The sequence below is a fragment of the Streptomyces sp. NRRL F-5123 genome, assembly GCF_000721495.1.
In the GTDB taxonomy this organism is placed as follows: domain Bacteria; phylum Actinomycetota; class Actinomycetes; order Streptomycetales; family Streptomycetaceae; genus Actinacidiphila.
Map to the genome: position 1 here is coordinate 93974 of NZ_JOHY01000017.1, position 13867 is coordinate 107840.

The following is a 13867-nucleotide window of genomic DNA, read 5'->3' on the forward strand; positions in this document are numbered from 1 at the left end:
GCCTACCTCCCGCTGCGGTGTGTCGTGGACCGAGACGACCTGCCCGACGCGGTCTTCTTGGCGGGCCTGGCCTTCTTCCCCGCCGGCGCCGCCTTCTTCGCCGGGGCGGCCTTCTTCGCCGCGGTCTTCTTGGCCGCGGCCTTCTTCGCGGGCGCCTTCCTCCGCTTCTCGTCGGATCCGCGCTCGCGCCCGGACGGCTCCTCGTCCGTCTCCTCCTCCGCCTCCTCGTCCGTCTCCTCGTCGTCCGCCTCCTCGTCCGTCTCCTCCTCCGCGATGTCCTCGCGTACCCGCTCCCGGAGCGTGTCGGCGAAGACGGAGAAGCGGCGGTCCGCGGTCGTGGCAGCGGCCGCCCGGGCGGCGTCGAGAAGCTCACCCCCGATCTGCCCGCGCAAGCCCGCCAGTTGGGGGCTCTCCCGCAGATGGCGCAGGCCCTCGGCGGCCAGCGCCGTGGGAGAGAGACCGAAACGCCGGCCGGCGAGGAAGGTCCCGATGGCAAAGGCCATCCGTGCCTTCCGTGTGCGCCCGAGGACGTATCCGCCCGCCACTGCCGCGGCGACCGCGGTCCTGCATGTGCTGTTCATCAGCAAGTGCCCTTCGAGAGGTGAACCGCCTTCAGCCGTACGGGAGCCGGCCGGTCGAGCAGGTCGAGCAGCCGCTCCTCCGCGGCCTCGAACTCCTCGTCGTCGATCTCGCCGTCGTCGTAGGCACGGTGGAGGGCGACCAGCCGGTCCCGAAGGACCGCCGGGTCGTACATCTCGGCGACCGCCGCGTCCTGCAGCACGGTGGTGATCCAGCTGACGCCCTGCACCGGAGCGAGCGGCAGGAACAGCAGCGCCTTGAAGATGCCCATGTCAGATCCCCGCGGGGGCGGGGAGCCCGGAGAAGCTGTAGCAGGGCAGGGGGCCGGTGAGCCGCAGGTCCGCGCGGCCCGCGAGGCGTTCGGCGACACCGTCGAAGGCGGCCCGGCACTCCGGCACGCGGTCGGCGGCGACGAGGAAGGAGAGGTTGAGGACGCAGCCCGGCACGTCCGGTCCCGGCTGCGTCTCGTCGGCCAGCGCGGTGAGGGGCGCCGCCGCCGCCTGCGCAGCCTCCACGGCCCGGCGCCGCAGCCCGGCCACGACGGCCTCACCGAGCCTGATGCTCACGTCGTACGAAGGGCGCCGCCGGCTCTCCTCCCGGAGCTGCCGCAGCCGCGGGTCGTCGCGTACGAGGTCGGCGAGGCCGTGCTCCGCGGGCGAGACCTTGAGGTTCAGCTCGCACCGCCCCGCCACCCGGTCCAGGGCCGCCGCCCAGCCGCCCGCGTCCCCCCGCAACCAGCCGGTCACGGCGTCCTCGTCGGCCACCACGGCGCCGAAGCGCATCGGCAGCAGCGGCCCGCCGGCGCCCACCGCGAGCAGCACGCCCTGGTGGGCCCGGAGGTCCCTGCGGCGGGCACGCAGCCCCTCGGGCGCCGTGCCGACCACGGCGGCGAGGTCTCCGTCGACCAGCGTGCGCACCCGGCCCGGCGGGTTGCCGACCCCGCGGGTGCCGTGCGGGACGCGCACCCCCTTGCGGGTCACTCCGTAGAGGTACACACTCACGTTCCGTCAGCCTTCCTCGTCTCGGCGCCGGGACTTGGAGCGGGTGCCCGAACCGCTGCCGGACGCCGCGCGGTGCCGGGGCCGCTTCCCGTCCTTCTTCTCCCGGTCGTCCTCGTCGTCGCCGTCGTGGTCGTCGCCGTCGTGCTCGTCGCCGAGGCCGAGCGCTTCCTTGACCCTGCCGCCGACCGAGTGCGCCGCCTTCTTCGCGCCCGCCCGGCCGACCGAAGCGGACGCGCCGCCGAACAGCTCCGGCACCGTACGGCTGGTGGAGTCGTGGTCCAGGTCGAGCCGGTTGCAGATCTCGGCGAAGCGCAGGTAGGTGTCCACGCTGGCCACCACGATGCGGGCGTCGACCTTCAGGATCTCGATCCCGACCAGCGACACCCGCAGGAAGACGTCGATGACCATGCCCCTGTCGAGGATCAGGTCGAGCACGTCGTAGAGGGTGCCCGCACGGGGGGCGCAGACGACTTCTTCGTTTATGACGGTCACGGCTGCACGCTCTTCCTTCGGTCGGGGTCACGCGGGGTGGGTCGGGGACGGTCGGGGGGACGTGGCAAGGTCACTGGTCGGCGGCGCCCCGCCGGTACCTGCGGACCCGGCGGTAGCCGCGGAGTGCGCCGTCGGCTCCGAGGTCCACCTCGTACGTCGCCAGCAGGCTGGTGGTGTCGGGGATGCGGGGGACCTCCACGACGTCGACGCACACGCGCCAGCCGTCGTCGTCGCCGCGCGTGACGCCGGAGCAGCCGTCGGGCCGGTGGTCGATCAGCTTGCTGAGACTGCGGGCGGCACGCAGGGCGGCGTCTTCGGCGTCTTTGACGGGCGCGGTACGCGTACCGGTACGCCGGGCTGCGGTCCTGGACGGCCGGGAGCGTTCTTCTGCCATGGCCCCAGCCTCGGGTGGAGCGGCGGGATCCGCACCCGCGCTTGGCCCACCCGGGGGTGCCCGTCGCGGGTGGGTGCTCCGCTCAGGGCATCCGCACGGCCAGCAGCGCGACGTCGTCGTCCGCGCCGGTGCCCATGCCGTGCAGCAGTTGCTCGACAAGGGCCTCCACCGGCTCGCCGGCGCGGGAGGACACCTCGCGGCGCAACCGGGTCATGCCGCGGTCGAGCACCTCGCCGCGGCGCTCGACGAGGCCGTCGGTGTAGAGCAGCAGGGTGGAGCCGGCGGGCAGCGGGGTCCGGTGCTCGGTGCGGTCGATCTCGACGCTGACACCGAGCGGCAGGCCGCCGGACGCGTCCAGGTAGCGGCTGTCGCCGTCGGCGGTCACCAGCAGCGGCGGCGGGTGGCCCGCCCGCGACCACTCGACCGCCCACTGCCCGCCCGGCTCCTCCGTGAGCAGGGCGTACACGCAGGTGGCGGTGGTGCCCGGATGCAGGGTGTGGCTCGCGCGGTCGAGCCGGGACAGGATCCGGCCCGCCGGTTCCTGCCGGTCGCAGGCCACGCCGCGCAGCATGTTGCGCAGCTGGCTCATCATGACCGCGGCCTGGAGGTCGTGTCCGGTGACGTCGCCGATGATCAGCGCGATGTCGCCCTGCGGCAGGACGAAGCAGTCGTACCAGTCGCCGCCGACCTCGGCGGTCGTCTGCGAGGGCTGGTAGCCCGCCGCGATCCCCAGCGGGGCGATGGCGGGCAGCGGCGGCAGCAGCGAGCGCTGGAGCCGTTCGGCGATGCGCTGGGTCTCGCGGTGCAGCCGGGAGTTGTCCAGGCTCAGCCCGATGCGGTGGGCGAGGTCCTGCAGCAGCGACAGGTGCTCGGGCCCGAACGGCTCCCGCCCGCGGCCCCGCCCGAGCATCAGCGCCCCCAGCACCTCCCTGCGCACCAGCAGCGGCGCGACCAGCAGCGTCTCCGTGTCGAAGCGGTCGTACGGGGCCGGTTCGCGCTCGTGCGCGCCGCCGGGCTGCTCGGGGGACGGGAATTCCGCGCGCGGCACCAGCAGCGGCCCCTCGCCCCGCAGCGCCCGGGCGAGCGGGCCCCGGCCCGCGGGCGCGGCGACGGGCAGCGCGAACGAGGCGTCGCCCACCCCGGCGTCGGCGAGCCGGTCCGGGTCCCGGTGCACCACTGCTACCTCGCGGACCGTTTCGCCGGCGACCGCGTGCACGGCGCACCAGTCCCCCAGCTGCGGCACCAGCGTGCGGGCCACCCGGCGCATCCCGGCGTCCGCGTCCAGCGTGCTGGCGAGTGCCGTGGTGGCCGCGGACAGCAGCGCCAGCCGGTCGAGTGCCTCCTGGAGGGCCCGGTCCGTGTCCTCGTCCATGTCCAGCACCTGCTCCCGTGCCGTCCCGGCACCTTCCGGCGCCGGCTCTACGCCTACCCCCGGGCAGGCCGGCCCAAGCGCCGCCGACCGGGGGTCAGCGCGCGGCGGGCGCCGCGGCGCGCAGCCGTACGTGCAGTTCGCCGTCCCGGATCCGGGTGTCGAAAGCGGGCTGGGGGGCGGTGGCCGGGCCTGCGGCGTTCCAGCCGTCGGCGAGCCGGAAGGCGCTGCCGTGCCAGGGGCAGCGCAGGCAGCCGTCCTCGACGCGCCCCTCCGACAGCGGGCCGCCGTCGTGGCTGCACAGGTCGGCGAGGGCGGTGCAGGAGCCGTCGGCGTCGCGCACCACGGCGAGAGCCACGTCGCCCACCGTGCGGCGGACGGGGCGCCCGTGCGGCAGGGCGTCGACCGGGCCGACGGTGTGCCATCCGGGCGGCACCCGGCGGGCCGCGGCCTCGGCGTGGTTGGCGCCGGACGCCTGGCGGTAGGCCATGTGGCCGCCCGCGGCCGCGGCGGCACCCACCGAGCACAGTCCGGCGAGCGCGTAGGCCCTTCCGCGCAGCCGGTGGCCGGACAGCCGCGCCGCGAGCGACGCCGCGTACCAGCCCACGGCCGCGCAGTTCAGCGTGGCGTGCAGCAGCCCGACCCGGGCCTGCTCCGGTTCCAGTTCGGCCCAGTCGACGAGTCCGGCGACCGCGGCGGGTGCCGCGCCGCACAGTCCGGCGGCGACGAGCAGTCCCGCGGTACGGCGGCCGCCCGGCGTCCAGTCCAGCAGCGCCGCGGACGTCCACGCGCCCACCGGCAGCTCCACCATGACAGGGTGCAGCGGATGCCCCAGCCAGCGGCCGTGCAGCGCGTCCCGGTAGCCGCCGAGCGGGACGGCCCGCACCGCGCGCCGCAGCAGCTCGGCGGGGGCGTCCAGGGCCTCGGCCCGCTCGACGCGGTCCATCAGTGCGAGGACCCGCCCGGGGCCCTCCGGGTCCGGCAGCGCGCGGCGGAGCAGCTCCGTCACCGCTGTGGCCTTGCCACGCTTCATCTGCGGTCACCCCTTTCCGGCCTCCGGTCCGACCGTCCCACACGACCGCCGCGGCGGCCCGTCCACCGCAGCCACCCTCGTGGTGCGGCCGCCGAACGGATGAACACCGGTGGGGCGACCCGCCCGCCGGAATCGCGAGGCCGTGGGCTTTGACGGCACGAGACGGGGCAGACGGCACCGCGGAGGTGTTCACAATGGCTGCATTGCTTCTCGTCCTGCTGCTGGCCGTGGTCCTCTTCGGGCTCGGCTTCGCACTGAAGGTCCTGTGGTGGATAGCCGCGGTGGTCCTCGTCGTCTGGCTGCTCGGTTTCGTCTTCCGGGCCGCCGAGGGCGGGGGACGCCGCCGATGGTATCGATGGTGATCTCCGCCGGAAGGCCCCGCGCCCCCGTCACCGGACGGGGCGCCGCGGGGCCTTCCCACGCCCGCGGGCGGTCCGCGGCCCCTACGCGCCCGGGACCCGTCGCACACCGGCGTCGCGCAGGAGTGCGGGTCATCCGGCCGCGAGGCCGCGCTGGGCGCGGCTGAGCAGGGCGCTCACCGGGGGGAGCGCCAGGGCCGCCCGGGCGGCGTTGGCACCGGGGGCGCCGTGGACCGCGCCGCCGGGGTGGGCCGAGGCGGAGGCCAGGAAGAGGCCGCGCACCGGGGTCTCCGGGCGGCCGAGTCCGGGCACCGGGCGGAAGAGCAGTTGCTGGTGGAGTGCGGTGGTGCCGCCGTTGATCGCGCCGCCCTGGAGGGCCGCGTCCCTCGCCTGCAGCGTGGGAGGGGCGAGGATCCGCCGGGCGCGGACGAGTGCGCGGAAGCCCGGCGCGCAGCGTTCGACGTGGCGCTCGATCCGGTCGGCCATCGCGTTGCGCTCGCGCTCGTCCCAGCCGCCGGTGATGCCGTCGGCGCCCGCGTCGCCCGCGACGGTCTGCGGTACGTGCGTGTACGCCCAGGCCGACTCGGTGCCGGCCGGGGAGCGGCTCGGGTCGGCGGTGGTCATCTGGCCGAAGAGCGCGAAGGGGCGGTCCGGTACGTGGCGGGTGGCCAGTTGCGCGGCGAAACGCGTCAGGTCGTCCACGCCGTCGGCGAGGTGCAGCGTGCCCGCGCGGGTGGCGGGCCGCGCCGTCCAGGGCACGGGGCCGTCGAGTGCCCAGTCCACCTTGAAGGTCGAGAAGTCCCACTGGAAGCGCAGCAGCCGGCGCAGCAGCCCGGCCGGCAGGTCCGCCGGGCGCAGCATGCTCCCGTACAGCAGCGGCGCCGGAACGGCGGCCAGCACCGCGCGGCGGGCGGGCACTTCCTCGCCGCTCGCCGTGCGCACCGCCACCGCGCGCCCGGAGCGCACCACGACGTCGGCGACGCGCTCGCCGCAGCGCACCGTGCCGCCGTGCCGCTCCAGCCGTCCGGCCAGCGCGGTGGAGAGCGCGCCGGCGCCGCCGACGGGCACGGGGAAGCCGAATTCCTGGCCGAGCATCGACATCAGCCAGCCGAAGGCGCCGCCGCCCGCGCTCTCCGGTGCGAGGTCGGTGTGCAGGGCGTTGCCCGCGAGCAGCAGCCTGCCGCCCTCCCCCGCGAACTGCTCCTCGGCCAGCCGGCGGGCGGGCAGCAGCATCATCCGCGCGAAGTCCAGCCCGCCGGACGCCCGCAGCCGCGCCGCCAGCCGCGCTCCGGCGCGCAGCGGCGGGAAGGGGGTGAAGAGGGAGTCGAGCAGGCTGCCGCCGACGCGCTGCCACAGGGCGTACCACTCGTGCCAGGCCGCTCCGTCGCCCGCGGCGAAGGAGTCGACGCTCCCGGCCGTGACGTCCGGGTCGCGGTCGAGCACCGCGCAGCGGCCGTCGGGCAGCGGGTGGGCGAGGGCGCAGGGCGCGTGGCTCCAGCGCAGCCCCTCCTTCTCCAGCTCCAGGGCGTGCAGGACGGGCGAGGCGGCGGCCATCGGATAGAACGCGCTGAAGACGTCGGACACGAAGTCCGGGTCCACGCCCCGGTCGCTGCGGACGGCTCCGCCGGGCTCGTCCTGCTCCTCCAGGACCTCGACGCTCCAGCCCGCGTCGGCCAGCACGTTGGCGGCGACCAGGCCGTTGGGCCCGGCCCCGACGACGACGGCGTCAGCCATGGACCGCACCCCCCTCGGTCCTGTCCTCCACGACCTGCGCGAGCCGCGCCAGCATGCGGCGGTGCCGCCAGTGCAGGACGGCGTCCAGGGCCGCGTTGTGCGCTCCGCCGGCGAAGCCGGTCAGTGGGTGCTCGTCCACGATGACCAGGCTGTCGCGGCCCCACGGGCGCACCTCGATGTCGACACGCGCGGTGCCGAGCGCGCCGCTGTCGATCTCCAGCGCGAGCCGCGACGGGCGGTGCTGCTCGCGGACGACCGTGCTGCCGGTCAGCGACCAGGGCCCCAGCTTGACGTCGTAGTCCAGGCTCGCGCCCTCCTGCGGCCAGTCGCCGCTGCCGCGGTGGGACTCGGACGTCCCGGCGACCCATTCGGCGTAGGCGTCCCGGTCGGCGAGCACCTCCCACACGTCCTCGCGGGGGCGTCTGACGAGCTGGTGGCGTACGGCCATGTCCGGCCTCCTGGGCTGCGGGATCTCACAAGGAGCGCATTTCCTCCGCTGTCGCCGCAAAACACCCAGGTGTCCCGTTTCGCGGCGGGCGTTGAGGGCACCCGCACCTGGGGCCGCCCGCGTCCGGCGACGGGCCGGGCACGGCCGGAGAGCGAGCACGTCCGAAGGGAAGGTGCATGCGTATGCGCGCCACCGTGTGGCACGGCAAGCGGGACGTCCGGGTGGAGCACGTCCCCGATCCACGGATCGAGGAGGACACCGACGCCGTCATCCGCGTCACGTCCTCGGGGCTGTGCGGATCCGACCTGCACCTGTACGAGGTCCTGACGCCGTTCATGACGCCGGGCGACATCCTCGGGCACGAGCCGATGGGCATCGTCGAGGAGACGGGCCCCGCGGTCCACGACCTCCGGCCGGGCGACCGCGTCGTCGTCCCCTTCCAGATCGCCTGCGGGACGTGCTGGATGTGCTCGCGCGGCCTGTACACGCAGTGCGAGACCACCCAGGTCACCGAGCACGGCATGGGCGCGCGGCTGTTCGGCTACACCAAGCTGTACGGGGCGGTGCCGGGCGCCCAGGCGGAGTACCTGCGCGTGCCGCAGGCGCAGTTCGGCCCGGTGAAGGTGCCGCACGGCCCCGACGACGACCGCTTCGTCTACCTCTCCGACGTGCTCCCGACCGCGTGGCAGGCGGTCGCGTACGCCGACGTGCCGGACGGCGGCAGCATCGCCGTGCTGGGCCTCGGTCCGATCGGCGCGATGTCCTGCCGGATCGCGAAGCACCTGGGCGCCGGCACGGTCATCGGCGTCGACCTGGTGCCCGAGCGCCTGGAGCGGGCCCGCGCGGACGGCGCGACCGTCCTCGACCTGCGCGAGTACGACTCGCAGGACGAGCTGCTGGACGCCGTCAAGGACCTCACCGCCGGGCGCGGGCCGGACGCCGTCGTGGACGCGGTCGGCACCGAGGCGCACGGCAGCCAGGCCGCCCGGCTCGCCCAGACCGCGGCGGGCATGCTCCCGTCGGCGTGGGCGGAGAAGCTCATGCAGGTCGCCGGGGTCGACCGGCTGGCCGCGCTGGACCTGGCCATCGCGCTGGTACGGCGCGGCGGCACGATCTCGATCAGCGGCGTCTACGGCGGCGCGGCCGACCCGCTGCCGCTGCTCACCATGTTCGACAAGCAGGTCCAGCTGCGCATGGGGCAGGCCAACGTCCGCCGCTGGACGGACGACATCCTGCCGCTGCTCACCGACGACGACCCGCTGGGCGTGGACGGCTTCGCCACGCACCACGTACCGCTCGACGAGGCGCCGGACGCGTACGCGACCTTCCAGAAGAAGGAGGACGGCGCCATCAAGATGCTCTTCCGGCCGTGAGGGGCGGGCCGGCGCCGGAACAGCCGTCCCGCCGGTCACCGTGTGCTCCCCGCGCGGGGAGCACACGGTGACCGGCGGGACGTGCGCGGCGTCCGGCGGGACGTGCGCGGCGTCCGGGCCCCGTGCGCGCGTTCGGCGTGGTCAGATGGAACCGCCGGCGGACAGTGCGCCGATCGGGCTGCCGTCGAGCCGGTCGAGCAGTTCGGCGGGTGAGCGGTAGACCTCCGCGGCACCGGCGTCCAGCAGTTCCTGGGACGAGTAGCCGCCCCCGGTGAGCACGCCGAGCCCGGTGACGCCGGCCTTCCGCGCGGAGTGCAGATCCCACACCGCGTCCCCGACGAAGACGGCCCGCTCGGGCGGGGCCTCCGCCCGTTCGAGCGCCTGCCGCACCACGTCGGGCGCGGGCTTGCCGGCCGCGACGTCGTCGGAGGTGGTCACGGCGTGCACGGCGTCACCGGCGCCCAGGGCGCGGACCATCACGTCCGCCTCCCTGCCGGACGCCGACGACGCGAGGACGACCCGCAGGCCGCGTGCGGCGCACGCCCGCAGCAGGTCGGCGGCGCCCTCCAGCGGGGCCAGGCGTTCCCAGAACTGCGCGTAGAGCGCGTCGTGCGCACTCTTCAGTCCGCCGTCGCCCTCCCGGTCGCGGTCCTCGCCCACGAGCGCGTCCAGCAGATGTGTGCCGTCCATCCCGACGGCCCGCTGGACGTCCCTCATCGCGACGGTCCGCCCGCTCTGCCGCAGCGCCTCCCACCACGCCACGGTGTGCAGGTGCACCGTGTCCATCAAAGTGCCGTCGACGTCGAAGAGCACCGCGGCGGTACGGCCGGACGACCCGCTGCCCGTCATGAACGCCTCCCTGTGTCGCCTGTCCCGGAGCGTCGTGTCCGGCCCCCGTCGGTTCCTCCCACGGCTACCCGGTGGGAAATACCGCATTCCTGTCCGCGGTGGTGACCGGAGGACCGCGCGGTCCGGCCCGCGGATCCCGCCGGGTACGGGCGGCACGCCGCCGGGCTCAGCAGCGCAGTGCCGAGCGGCCGGAGCGCCAGGCGGCCAGCAGGTGGGAGGAGAAGCGGTCCTCGGTGAAGGTCGTGGCGTCCGCGCCGAAGGCGACGTCCGCGGCCAGGTCCGGCTCCGCGGCGAGCAGGCCGTCCACGACCCGGTGGCGCACCACCTGCTCGTGGACCGCGTCGGCCTCCACGTGCTCGTCGTAGAAGCGCTGGGCGGCCGGCCCCGCGCCTGCCCGGCGCAGACCCGCCGCGAGCCGCCGCGAGCCGGGCGAGGAGGTGACCTCGACCCAGGCGAAGTGACCCACCAGCGCGCCGCGCAGCGCGCGGTGCAGGCCGAGCAGCGACATCAGGTTCACCACGGCGAGCATCTGCGCCGGGGCGCGGTCGAGGTAGCGGCCGTAGGAGGGGTCGAGGTCCAGGTCGGCCATGAGGTCGGCGAAGAGCCGGGCATGCACCTGGTCGGCCCGGCCGGCGCCGAACTCGTCGTACTCGATCGCGGCCATCGCCGCCTTCGCCTCTCCGTGCAGGCGCGGCAGCACCCAGGCGTGCGGGTCCGCCTCCTTGAGGTGGTAGAGGGAGCGCAGGGCCGCGTACTGGCGGAAGAGGTCCAGATCGGCGTGGCGGTGCAGGTGGTGGGCGACGGAGCCGGAGGTGTCGGCGGGCTCGACGAGCAGTTCGGCGAGGACGTCCGCGGGGTCGCGCGGGCACGGGACGTCGCGGCGCAGCGCGCCGAGGAAGCGGTCCTCCAGCGCGGCGCGGACGGCCAGCAGCCCGGGGTCCCACTCCCGGTCGTCGGGAACCCCGGCGAAGCCGCGGTAGTGCAGCTCGTAGAGGACGTACAGGGCGAGCTGCAGATCGTCACCGTAGGGTTCGGCTTGCGCGGCCGACTCCCGCACCTCCGGGGCGGGGCCGTGACCGGGGCGCATCGCCCGGAGCACCGCGTGCGAGAGCGGCCCCCGCGCCGCGGGCAGCTCCGGCGGCGCGTGCGGGGGCGCCGTCGCGGTCACGGCGTGCCGCCCTTGCGGCGGGGGCGATCGTGCGCGCGGTGGCTGGTGTCGCACCACGGGTACGTGGCGCTCCGGCGGCAGGTGCAGATCGCGACGGCGAAGCGGTGCGAGACCGCGACGGTGCCGTCCTCGGCGACGACCTCCACCGGGCCCTCGACCACGACGGGACCGCCGCGTTCGACGGTCACCCGGCGCGGCCGTGCGGCGGAGCCCCGGTCCTCGTACGGCTCGGCGGCCTTGCGCTCATCGTCGTTCGGCACGGATCACCACCAGCTCCTCCTGGTCGTCGGCCTCCGCCAGCAGGCCCGAGGCGCGCAGCCAGGGCAGCCGGGAGCGAAGTACGGGGCCCAGCGGGACGCGGGCGCGGGTGCGGACCTCGGCGGACAGGCCGAGGCCGGTCAGGCGGTCGACGGTGAGCTGCGGACCGCACAGCGCCGAGTGCACCATCAGCAGCACCCCGCGCTGCCGCAGCAGCCCGGCGGAGGCGGCGCACAGCGAGTCCACCACCTGCCGTCCGTCGGGTCCGGCGTCCCAGGCGCGGGCCGCGCGGTGCGCCGTGGCGGGACCGTCCGGCGGCGCGGGCACGTACGGCGGATTGCTGAGGACCAGGTCGTACGCGCGCCTGTCCGCCCGGCCCGCGGGGCGGCAGATGTCGCGGCGGTGCACCTCGATCCGGCGGCCGGCGCGCAGCGCGTTGACGCGGGCCGCCGCGAGCGCGCGCCAGGAGACGTCGACGGCCTCGACGCGGGCGCCGAGCCGGGAGGCGTAGAGCGCCAGCGCGCCGCTGCCGGTGCCGACGTCGAGGACGTCGCTGCCGGGCACGGCCTCTCCGTGCAGGGCGGCGGCGAGCAGGGCCGTGTCGGCCTGCGGACGGTAGACGCCGGGCAGGCGCCACACCCGGTCCAGCACGGGCAGGGGCGGTACCGCCGGGACGGCGGCGGTGGCGGGGACGGCGGCGGCCTGGTTCGGCACGACGGCCTCCTGTCGGTCGGGGACGGTGGCCCGGGCAGGTCAGACCGGCGGGCAGGGCGCGCCGCGCGGGACGCGCGCGAGGTGCGCGGTGGTGGCCGCGCCGCGCGGGACGCGCGCAAGGTGCGCGGTGGTGGCCGCGCCACGCGGGACGCGCGCAAGGTGCGCGGTGGTGGCCGCGCCACGCGGGACGCGCGCAAGGTGCGCGGTGGTGGCCGCGCCGCGCGGGACGCGCGCGAGGTGCGCGGTGGTGGCCGCGAGCGTCGCGGTGGTGGTCCTGGCGCGGTCCCGTGTCCGGTCCAGGGCCTGGACGTCGGTGCCGTGCACGACGCGCACCCTCCCGCCCCCGGCGCCGCGCCCTTCCAGCGCCTCCGGCACCTGCTCGGCCGGCAGCCGGGGGCCGGACCGCGCGGGGCGAGGCGTGGGGGTGCATACCGGGGCAAGAGCCCGCAATCCGATATCGGCCATACCTCGCGGGTAACCCGGTGGGGCGACCTGAAACACCGGCGGCGGCGCGCGGCCCCCGCGAGCGCCCGACGGCGGCCCCGCCTTCAGTGGGGCGGCTGCGGCAGTGGGGCGATCAGGTCGAGGAGGCCGTCCGCGCCGGCGGCGGCGAAGGCGGCACGCTGACGGGCGGCCCCGGTGCCGGCGTCGAGGATGCGGCGGACCCCCGCGGTGACCCGTTCGGCGTCGCCCAGCTCGTCCAGCGCCGGGGTGAGGTGGCGCAGCAGGGCGGCCACCACCTCCGGCGCGGGGACGGGGGCGCCGCGGCGGGGGTCCACCAGCGTGCCGGTCAGCCCGTGCCGGGCGGCGTGCCAGGAGGCGGCGTCCAGGACGCCCGGCGGCGGGTCGAGGGGGCGCGCTCCCCCGCGGGCCCGGCGCAGCCCGGTCGCCACCAGGGCGCGGACGACCCCGGCGAGCGTGACGGCGTCGTCGAGGTCCAGCTGCACGTCGGGGGCGCGCACCTCCAGCGTCGGGTAGTCCTCCGAGAGCCGGGCGTGCCAGTAGAGCTGGTGCCGGTCGGGGATGACGCCGGTCGCGAGCAGCGCCCGCACCCGCCGGTCGTACCCGGCCGCGTCGGCGGTGAAGGGCGGTGGGCCACTGACCGGCCAGCGCCCGAAGACCACGGTCCGCCAGCTCGCGTAGCCGGTGTCACCGCCCTGCCAGTACGGCGAGTTGGCGCCCAGGGCGATCAGCACGGGCAGCCACGGCCGCAGCTGCCCCAGCGCCGCGGCCGCCGCTCCCCTGTCGGGTACGCCGACGTGCACGTGCATACCGGCGATGAGCTGCTCCCCCACCAGCTGCCCGGCGTCCGCGCGCATCTCCCGGTAGCGCCGCCCGCCCGTGACCGGCACCTCGACGCGCGCGGCCAGCGGCGCCGCGCCGCTCGCGGCCAGCCGGCACCCGCACGCGGACGCGGCCTCCGTCAGCGCCTGACGCAACCGGAAGAGCTGGCCGGTCACCTCGTCCAGGCCCGTGCACACCGGCGTGGCGACCTCCACGAGCGCCTGGAGCAGCTCGTTGTCCACCTCGTCGCCGCCCAGCACGGGCCCGTGCCGCGCGGCTGCCCGCACCGCGCCGATCCGCGGTGCGGGCAGCCCGGTGTCCGCGTCGAGCAGGACGAACTCCTCCTCCACCCCGAGCGTCGATGGGGTCGCCGACCTCACGTACGTCGGCTACCCCGCACGATCCGGATCACCGCAAGGCGCGGGCACCCGCGCGTCAGTCGGCACCGCTGCCCGCCACCGACACCCGCACGGTCTCCAACGAGGGGTCGGCGGCGTCCGGCACCACCATGCCCGCGGCGACACCGGACCCCAGGTAGTCGAGGACCGCGGCGTTCGGCCGCTCACCGGGGAGCGCGGCGGGAATGCCGGGCGGGTACGGGGTGAGCATCTCGGCGGCGATCCGGCCCGCCGCCTCCGACCTGGGCACCTGTTCCACCGGCCCGAAGAAGGCGTCCCGCGGCAGCACGGCCTGCTCCAGGCGCAGGTCGGCGGGGCTAGGGCCTGTTTCGAAAGTCCCGTCTGCCCGGAGGGGTCTGGCACGCACGCTTGCTGCGTTGTCGGTCGTCAGCGCAGCCCGCTGCGCTTTCCTCC

At 76.1% G+C, this 13867-nt stretch carries 17 protein-coding genes and 1 pseudogene; 2 read left to right on the plus strand and 16 right to left on the minus strand.

Annotation, left to right across the window (positions count from 1 at the left end; all coding sequences use genetic code 11):
• Window positions 1-2: 2 nt before the first annotated feature.
• From IH54_RS0117620 to IH54_RS0117650, 7 genes are all read right to left on the minus strand, one after another.
• Window positions 3-503, minus strand: coding sequence for a hypothetical protein (locus IH54_RS0117620; RefSeq protein WP_052397569.1), 501 nt, complete (start codon window positions 501-503; stop codon window positions 3-5).
• 77 nt (window positions 504-580) lie between these two features.
• Window positions 581-850: a gas vesicle protein GvpG gene (locus IH54_RS0117625; RefSeq protein ID WP_052397570.1), complete on the minus strand. Its 270-nt coding sequence runs from the start codon at window positions 848-850 to the stop codon at window positions 581-583.
• A 1-nt stretch (window position 851) separates the two neighbouring features.
• The gene (locus IH54_RS0117630) at window positions 852-1580 is read right to left on the minus strand and encodes a GvpL/GvpF family gas vesicle protein (RefSeq protein WP_031517807.1); all 729 of its coding nucleotides are present in this window, start codon (window positions 1578-1580) and stop codon (window positions 852-854) included.
• A 6-nt stretch (window positions 1581-1586) separates the two neighbouring features.
• Window positions 1587-2072: a gas vesicle protein GvpJ gene (gvpJ, locus tag IH54_RS0117635; RefSeq protein ID WP_031517808.1), complete on the minus strand. Its 486-nt coding sequence runs from the start codon at window positions 2070-2072 to the stop codon at window positions 1587-1589.
• 70 nt (window positions 2073-2142) lie between these two features.
• Window positions 2143-2466, minus strand: a complete 324-nt coding sequence (gene gvpO / locus IH54_RS0117640) for a gas vesicle protein GvpO (RefSeq protein WP_031517809.1) — start codon at window positions 2464-2466, stop codon at window positions 2143-2145.
• 82 nt (window positions 2467-2548) lie between these two features.
• A complete protein-coding gene (locus tag IH54_RS0117645; protein ID WP_031517810.1) occupies window positions 2549-3838 on the minus strand; it encodes a PP2C family protein-serine/threonine phosphatase in 1290 nt (429 codons plus the stop codon).
• 94 nt (window positions 3839-3932) lie between these two features.
• The gene (locus IH54_RS0117650) at window positions 3933-4868 is read right to left on the minus strand and encodes a Rieske 2Fe-2S domain-containing protein (RefSeq protein WP_078862299.1); all 936 of its coding nucleotides are present in this window, start codon (window positions 4866-4868) and stop codon (window positions 3933-3935) included.
• Window positions 4869-5062: 194 nt separating this feature from the next.
• On the opposite strand from IH54_RS0117650, the gene IH54_RS0117655 reads away from it, so the two are divergent.
• A complete protein-coding gene (locus tag IH54_RS0117655) occupies window positions 5063-5230 on the plus strand; it encodes a hypothetical protein (protein WP_031517814.1) in 168 nt (55 codons plus the stop codon).
• A gap of 129 nt (window positions 5231-5359) precedes the next feature.
• On the opposite strand, the gene IH54_RS0117660 is transcribed toward IH54_RS0117655, so the two are convergent.
• Both IH54_RS0117660 and IH54_RS0117665 read right to left on the minus strand, forming a co-directional pair.
• The gene (locus IH54_RS0117660; RefSeq protein ID WP_043181335.1) at window positions 5360-6961 is read right to left on the minus strand and encodes a phytoene desaturase family protein; all 1602 of its coding nucleotides are present in this window, start codon (window positions 6959-6961) and stop codon (window positions 5360-5362) included.
• On the minus strand, window positions 6954-7409 hold the full coding sequence (locus IH54_RS0117665) for an SRPBCC family protein (protein WP_031517816.1): 456 nt from the start codon (window positions 7407-7409) through the stop codon (window positions 6954-6956). Before IH54_RS0117665 ends, IH54_RS0117660 begins: the two co-directional genes overlap by 8 nt.
• A 182-nt stretch (window positions 7410-7591) precedes the next feature.
• Here IH54_RS0117665 and IH54_RS0117670 point away from each other — a divergent pair, with 182 nt between their 5' ends.
• Window positions 7592-8782 (plus strand): alcohol dehydrogenase catalytic domain-containing protein, encoded by a 1191-nt coding sequence (locus IH54_RS0117670; RefSeq protein ID WP_031517818.1) that lies wholly within the window; start codon window positions 7592-7594, stop codon window positions 8780-8782.
• Between the two features lie 141 nt (window positions 8783-8923).
• Here IH54_RS0117670 and IH54_RS0117675 read toward each other — a convergent pair whose 3' ends face one another.
• From IH54_RS0117675 to IH54_RS0117705, 7 genes and pseudogenes are all read right to left on the minus strand, one after another.
• Window positions 8924-9631: an HAD family hydrolase gene (locus IH54_RS0117675; RefSeq protein ID WP_031517820.1), complete on the minus strand. Its 708-nt coding sequence runs from the start codon at window positions 9629-9631 to the stop codon at window positions 8924-8926.
• Between the two features lie 166 nt (window positions 9632-9797).
• On the minus strand, window positions 9798-10799 hold the full coding sequence (locus IH54_RS0117680; RefSeq protein WP_031517821.1) for an iron-containing redox enzyme family protein: 1002 nt from the start codon (window positions 10797-10799) through the stop codon (window positions 9798-9800).
• Window positions 10796-10987, minus strand: coding sequence for a CDGSH iron-sulfur domain-containing protein (locus IH54_RS0117685; protein ID WP_031517822.1), 192 nt, complete (start codon window positions 10985-10987; stop codon window positions 10796-10798). The genes IH54_RS0117680 and IH54_RS0117685 overlap by 4 nt, the downstream gene beginning before the upstream one ends.
• A 55-nt stretch (window positions 10988-11042) precedes the next feature.
• Window positions 11043-11771 carry a HemK2/MTQ2 family protein methyltransferase gene (locus tag IH54_RS0117690; RefSeq protein WP_078862301.1) on the minus strand — a complete coding sequence of 243 codons (729 nt, stop codon included), beginning with the start codon at window positions 11769-11771 and terminating at the stop codon, window positions 11043-11045.
• A 39-nt stretch (window positions 11772-11810) separates the two neighbouring features.
• Window positions 11811-12095 (minus strand): hypothetical protein, encoded by a 285-nt coding sequence (locus IH54_RS0117695; RefSeq protein WP_159011910.1) that lies wholly within the window; start codon window positions 12093-12095, stop codon window positions 11811-11813.
• Between the two features lie 224 nt (window positions 12096-12319).
• Window positions 12320-13435, minus strand: a complete 1116-nt coding sequence (locus IH54_RS0117700) for a carboxylate-amine ligase (RefSeq protein WP_031517826.1) — start codon at window positions 13433-13435, stop codon at window positions 12320-12322.
• A gap of 55 nt (window positions 13436-13490) precedes the next feature.
• A pseudogene (locus IH54_RS0117705) lies at window positions 13491-13867 on the minus strand (hypothetical protein); the annotation flags it as partial.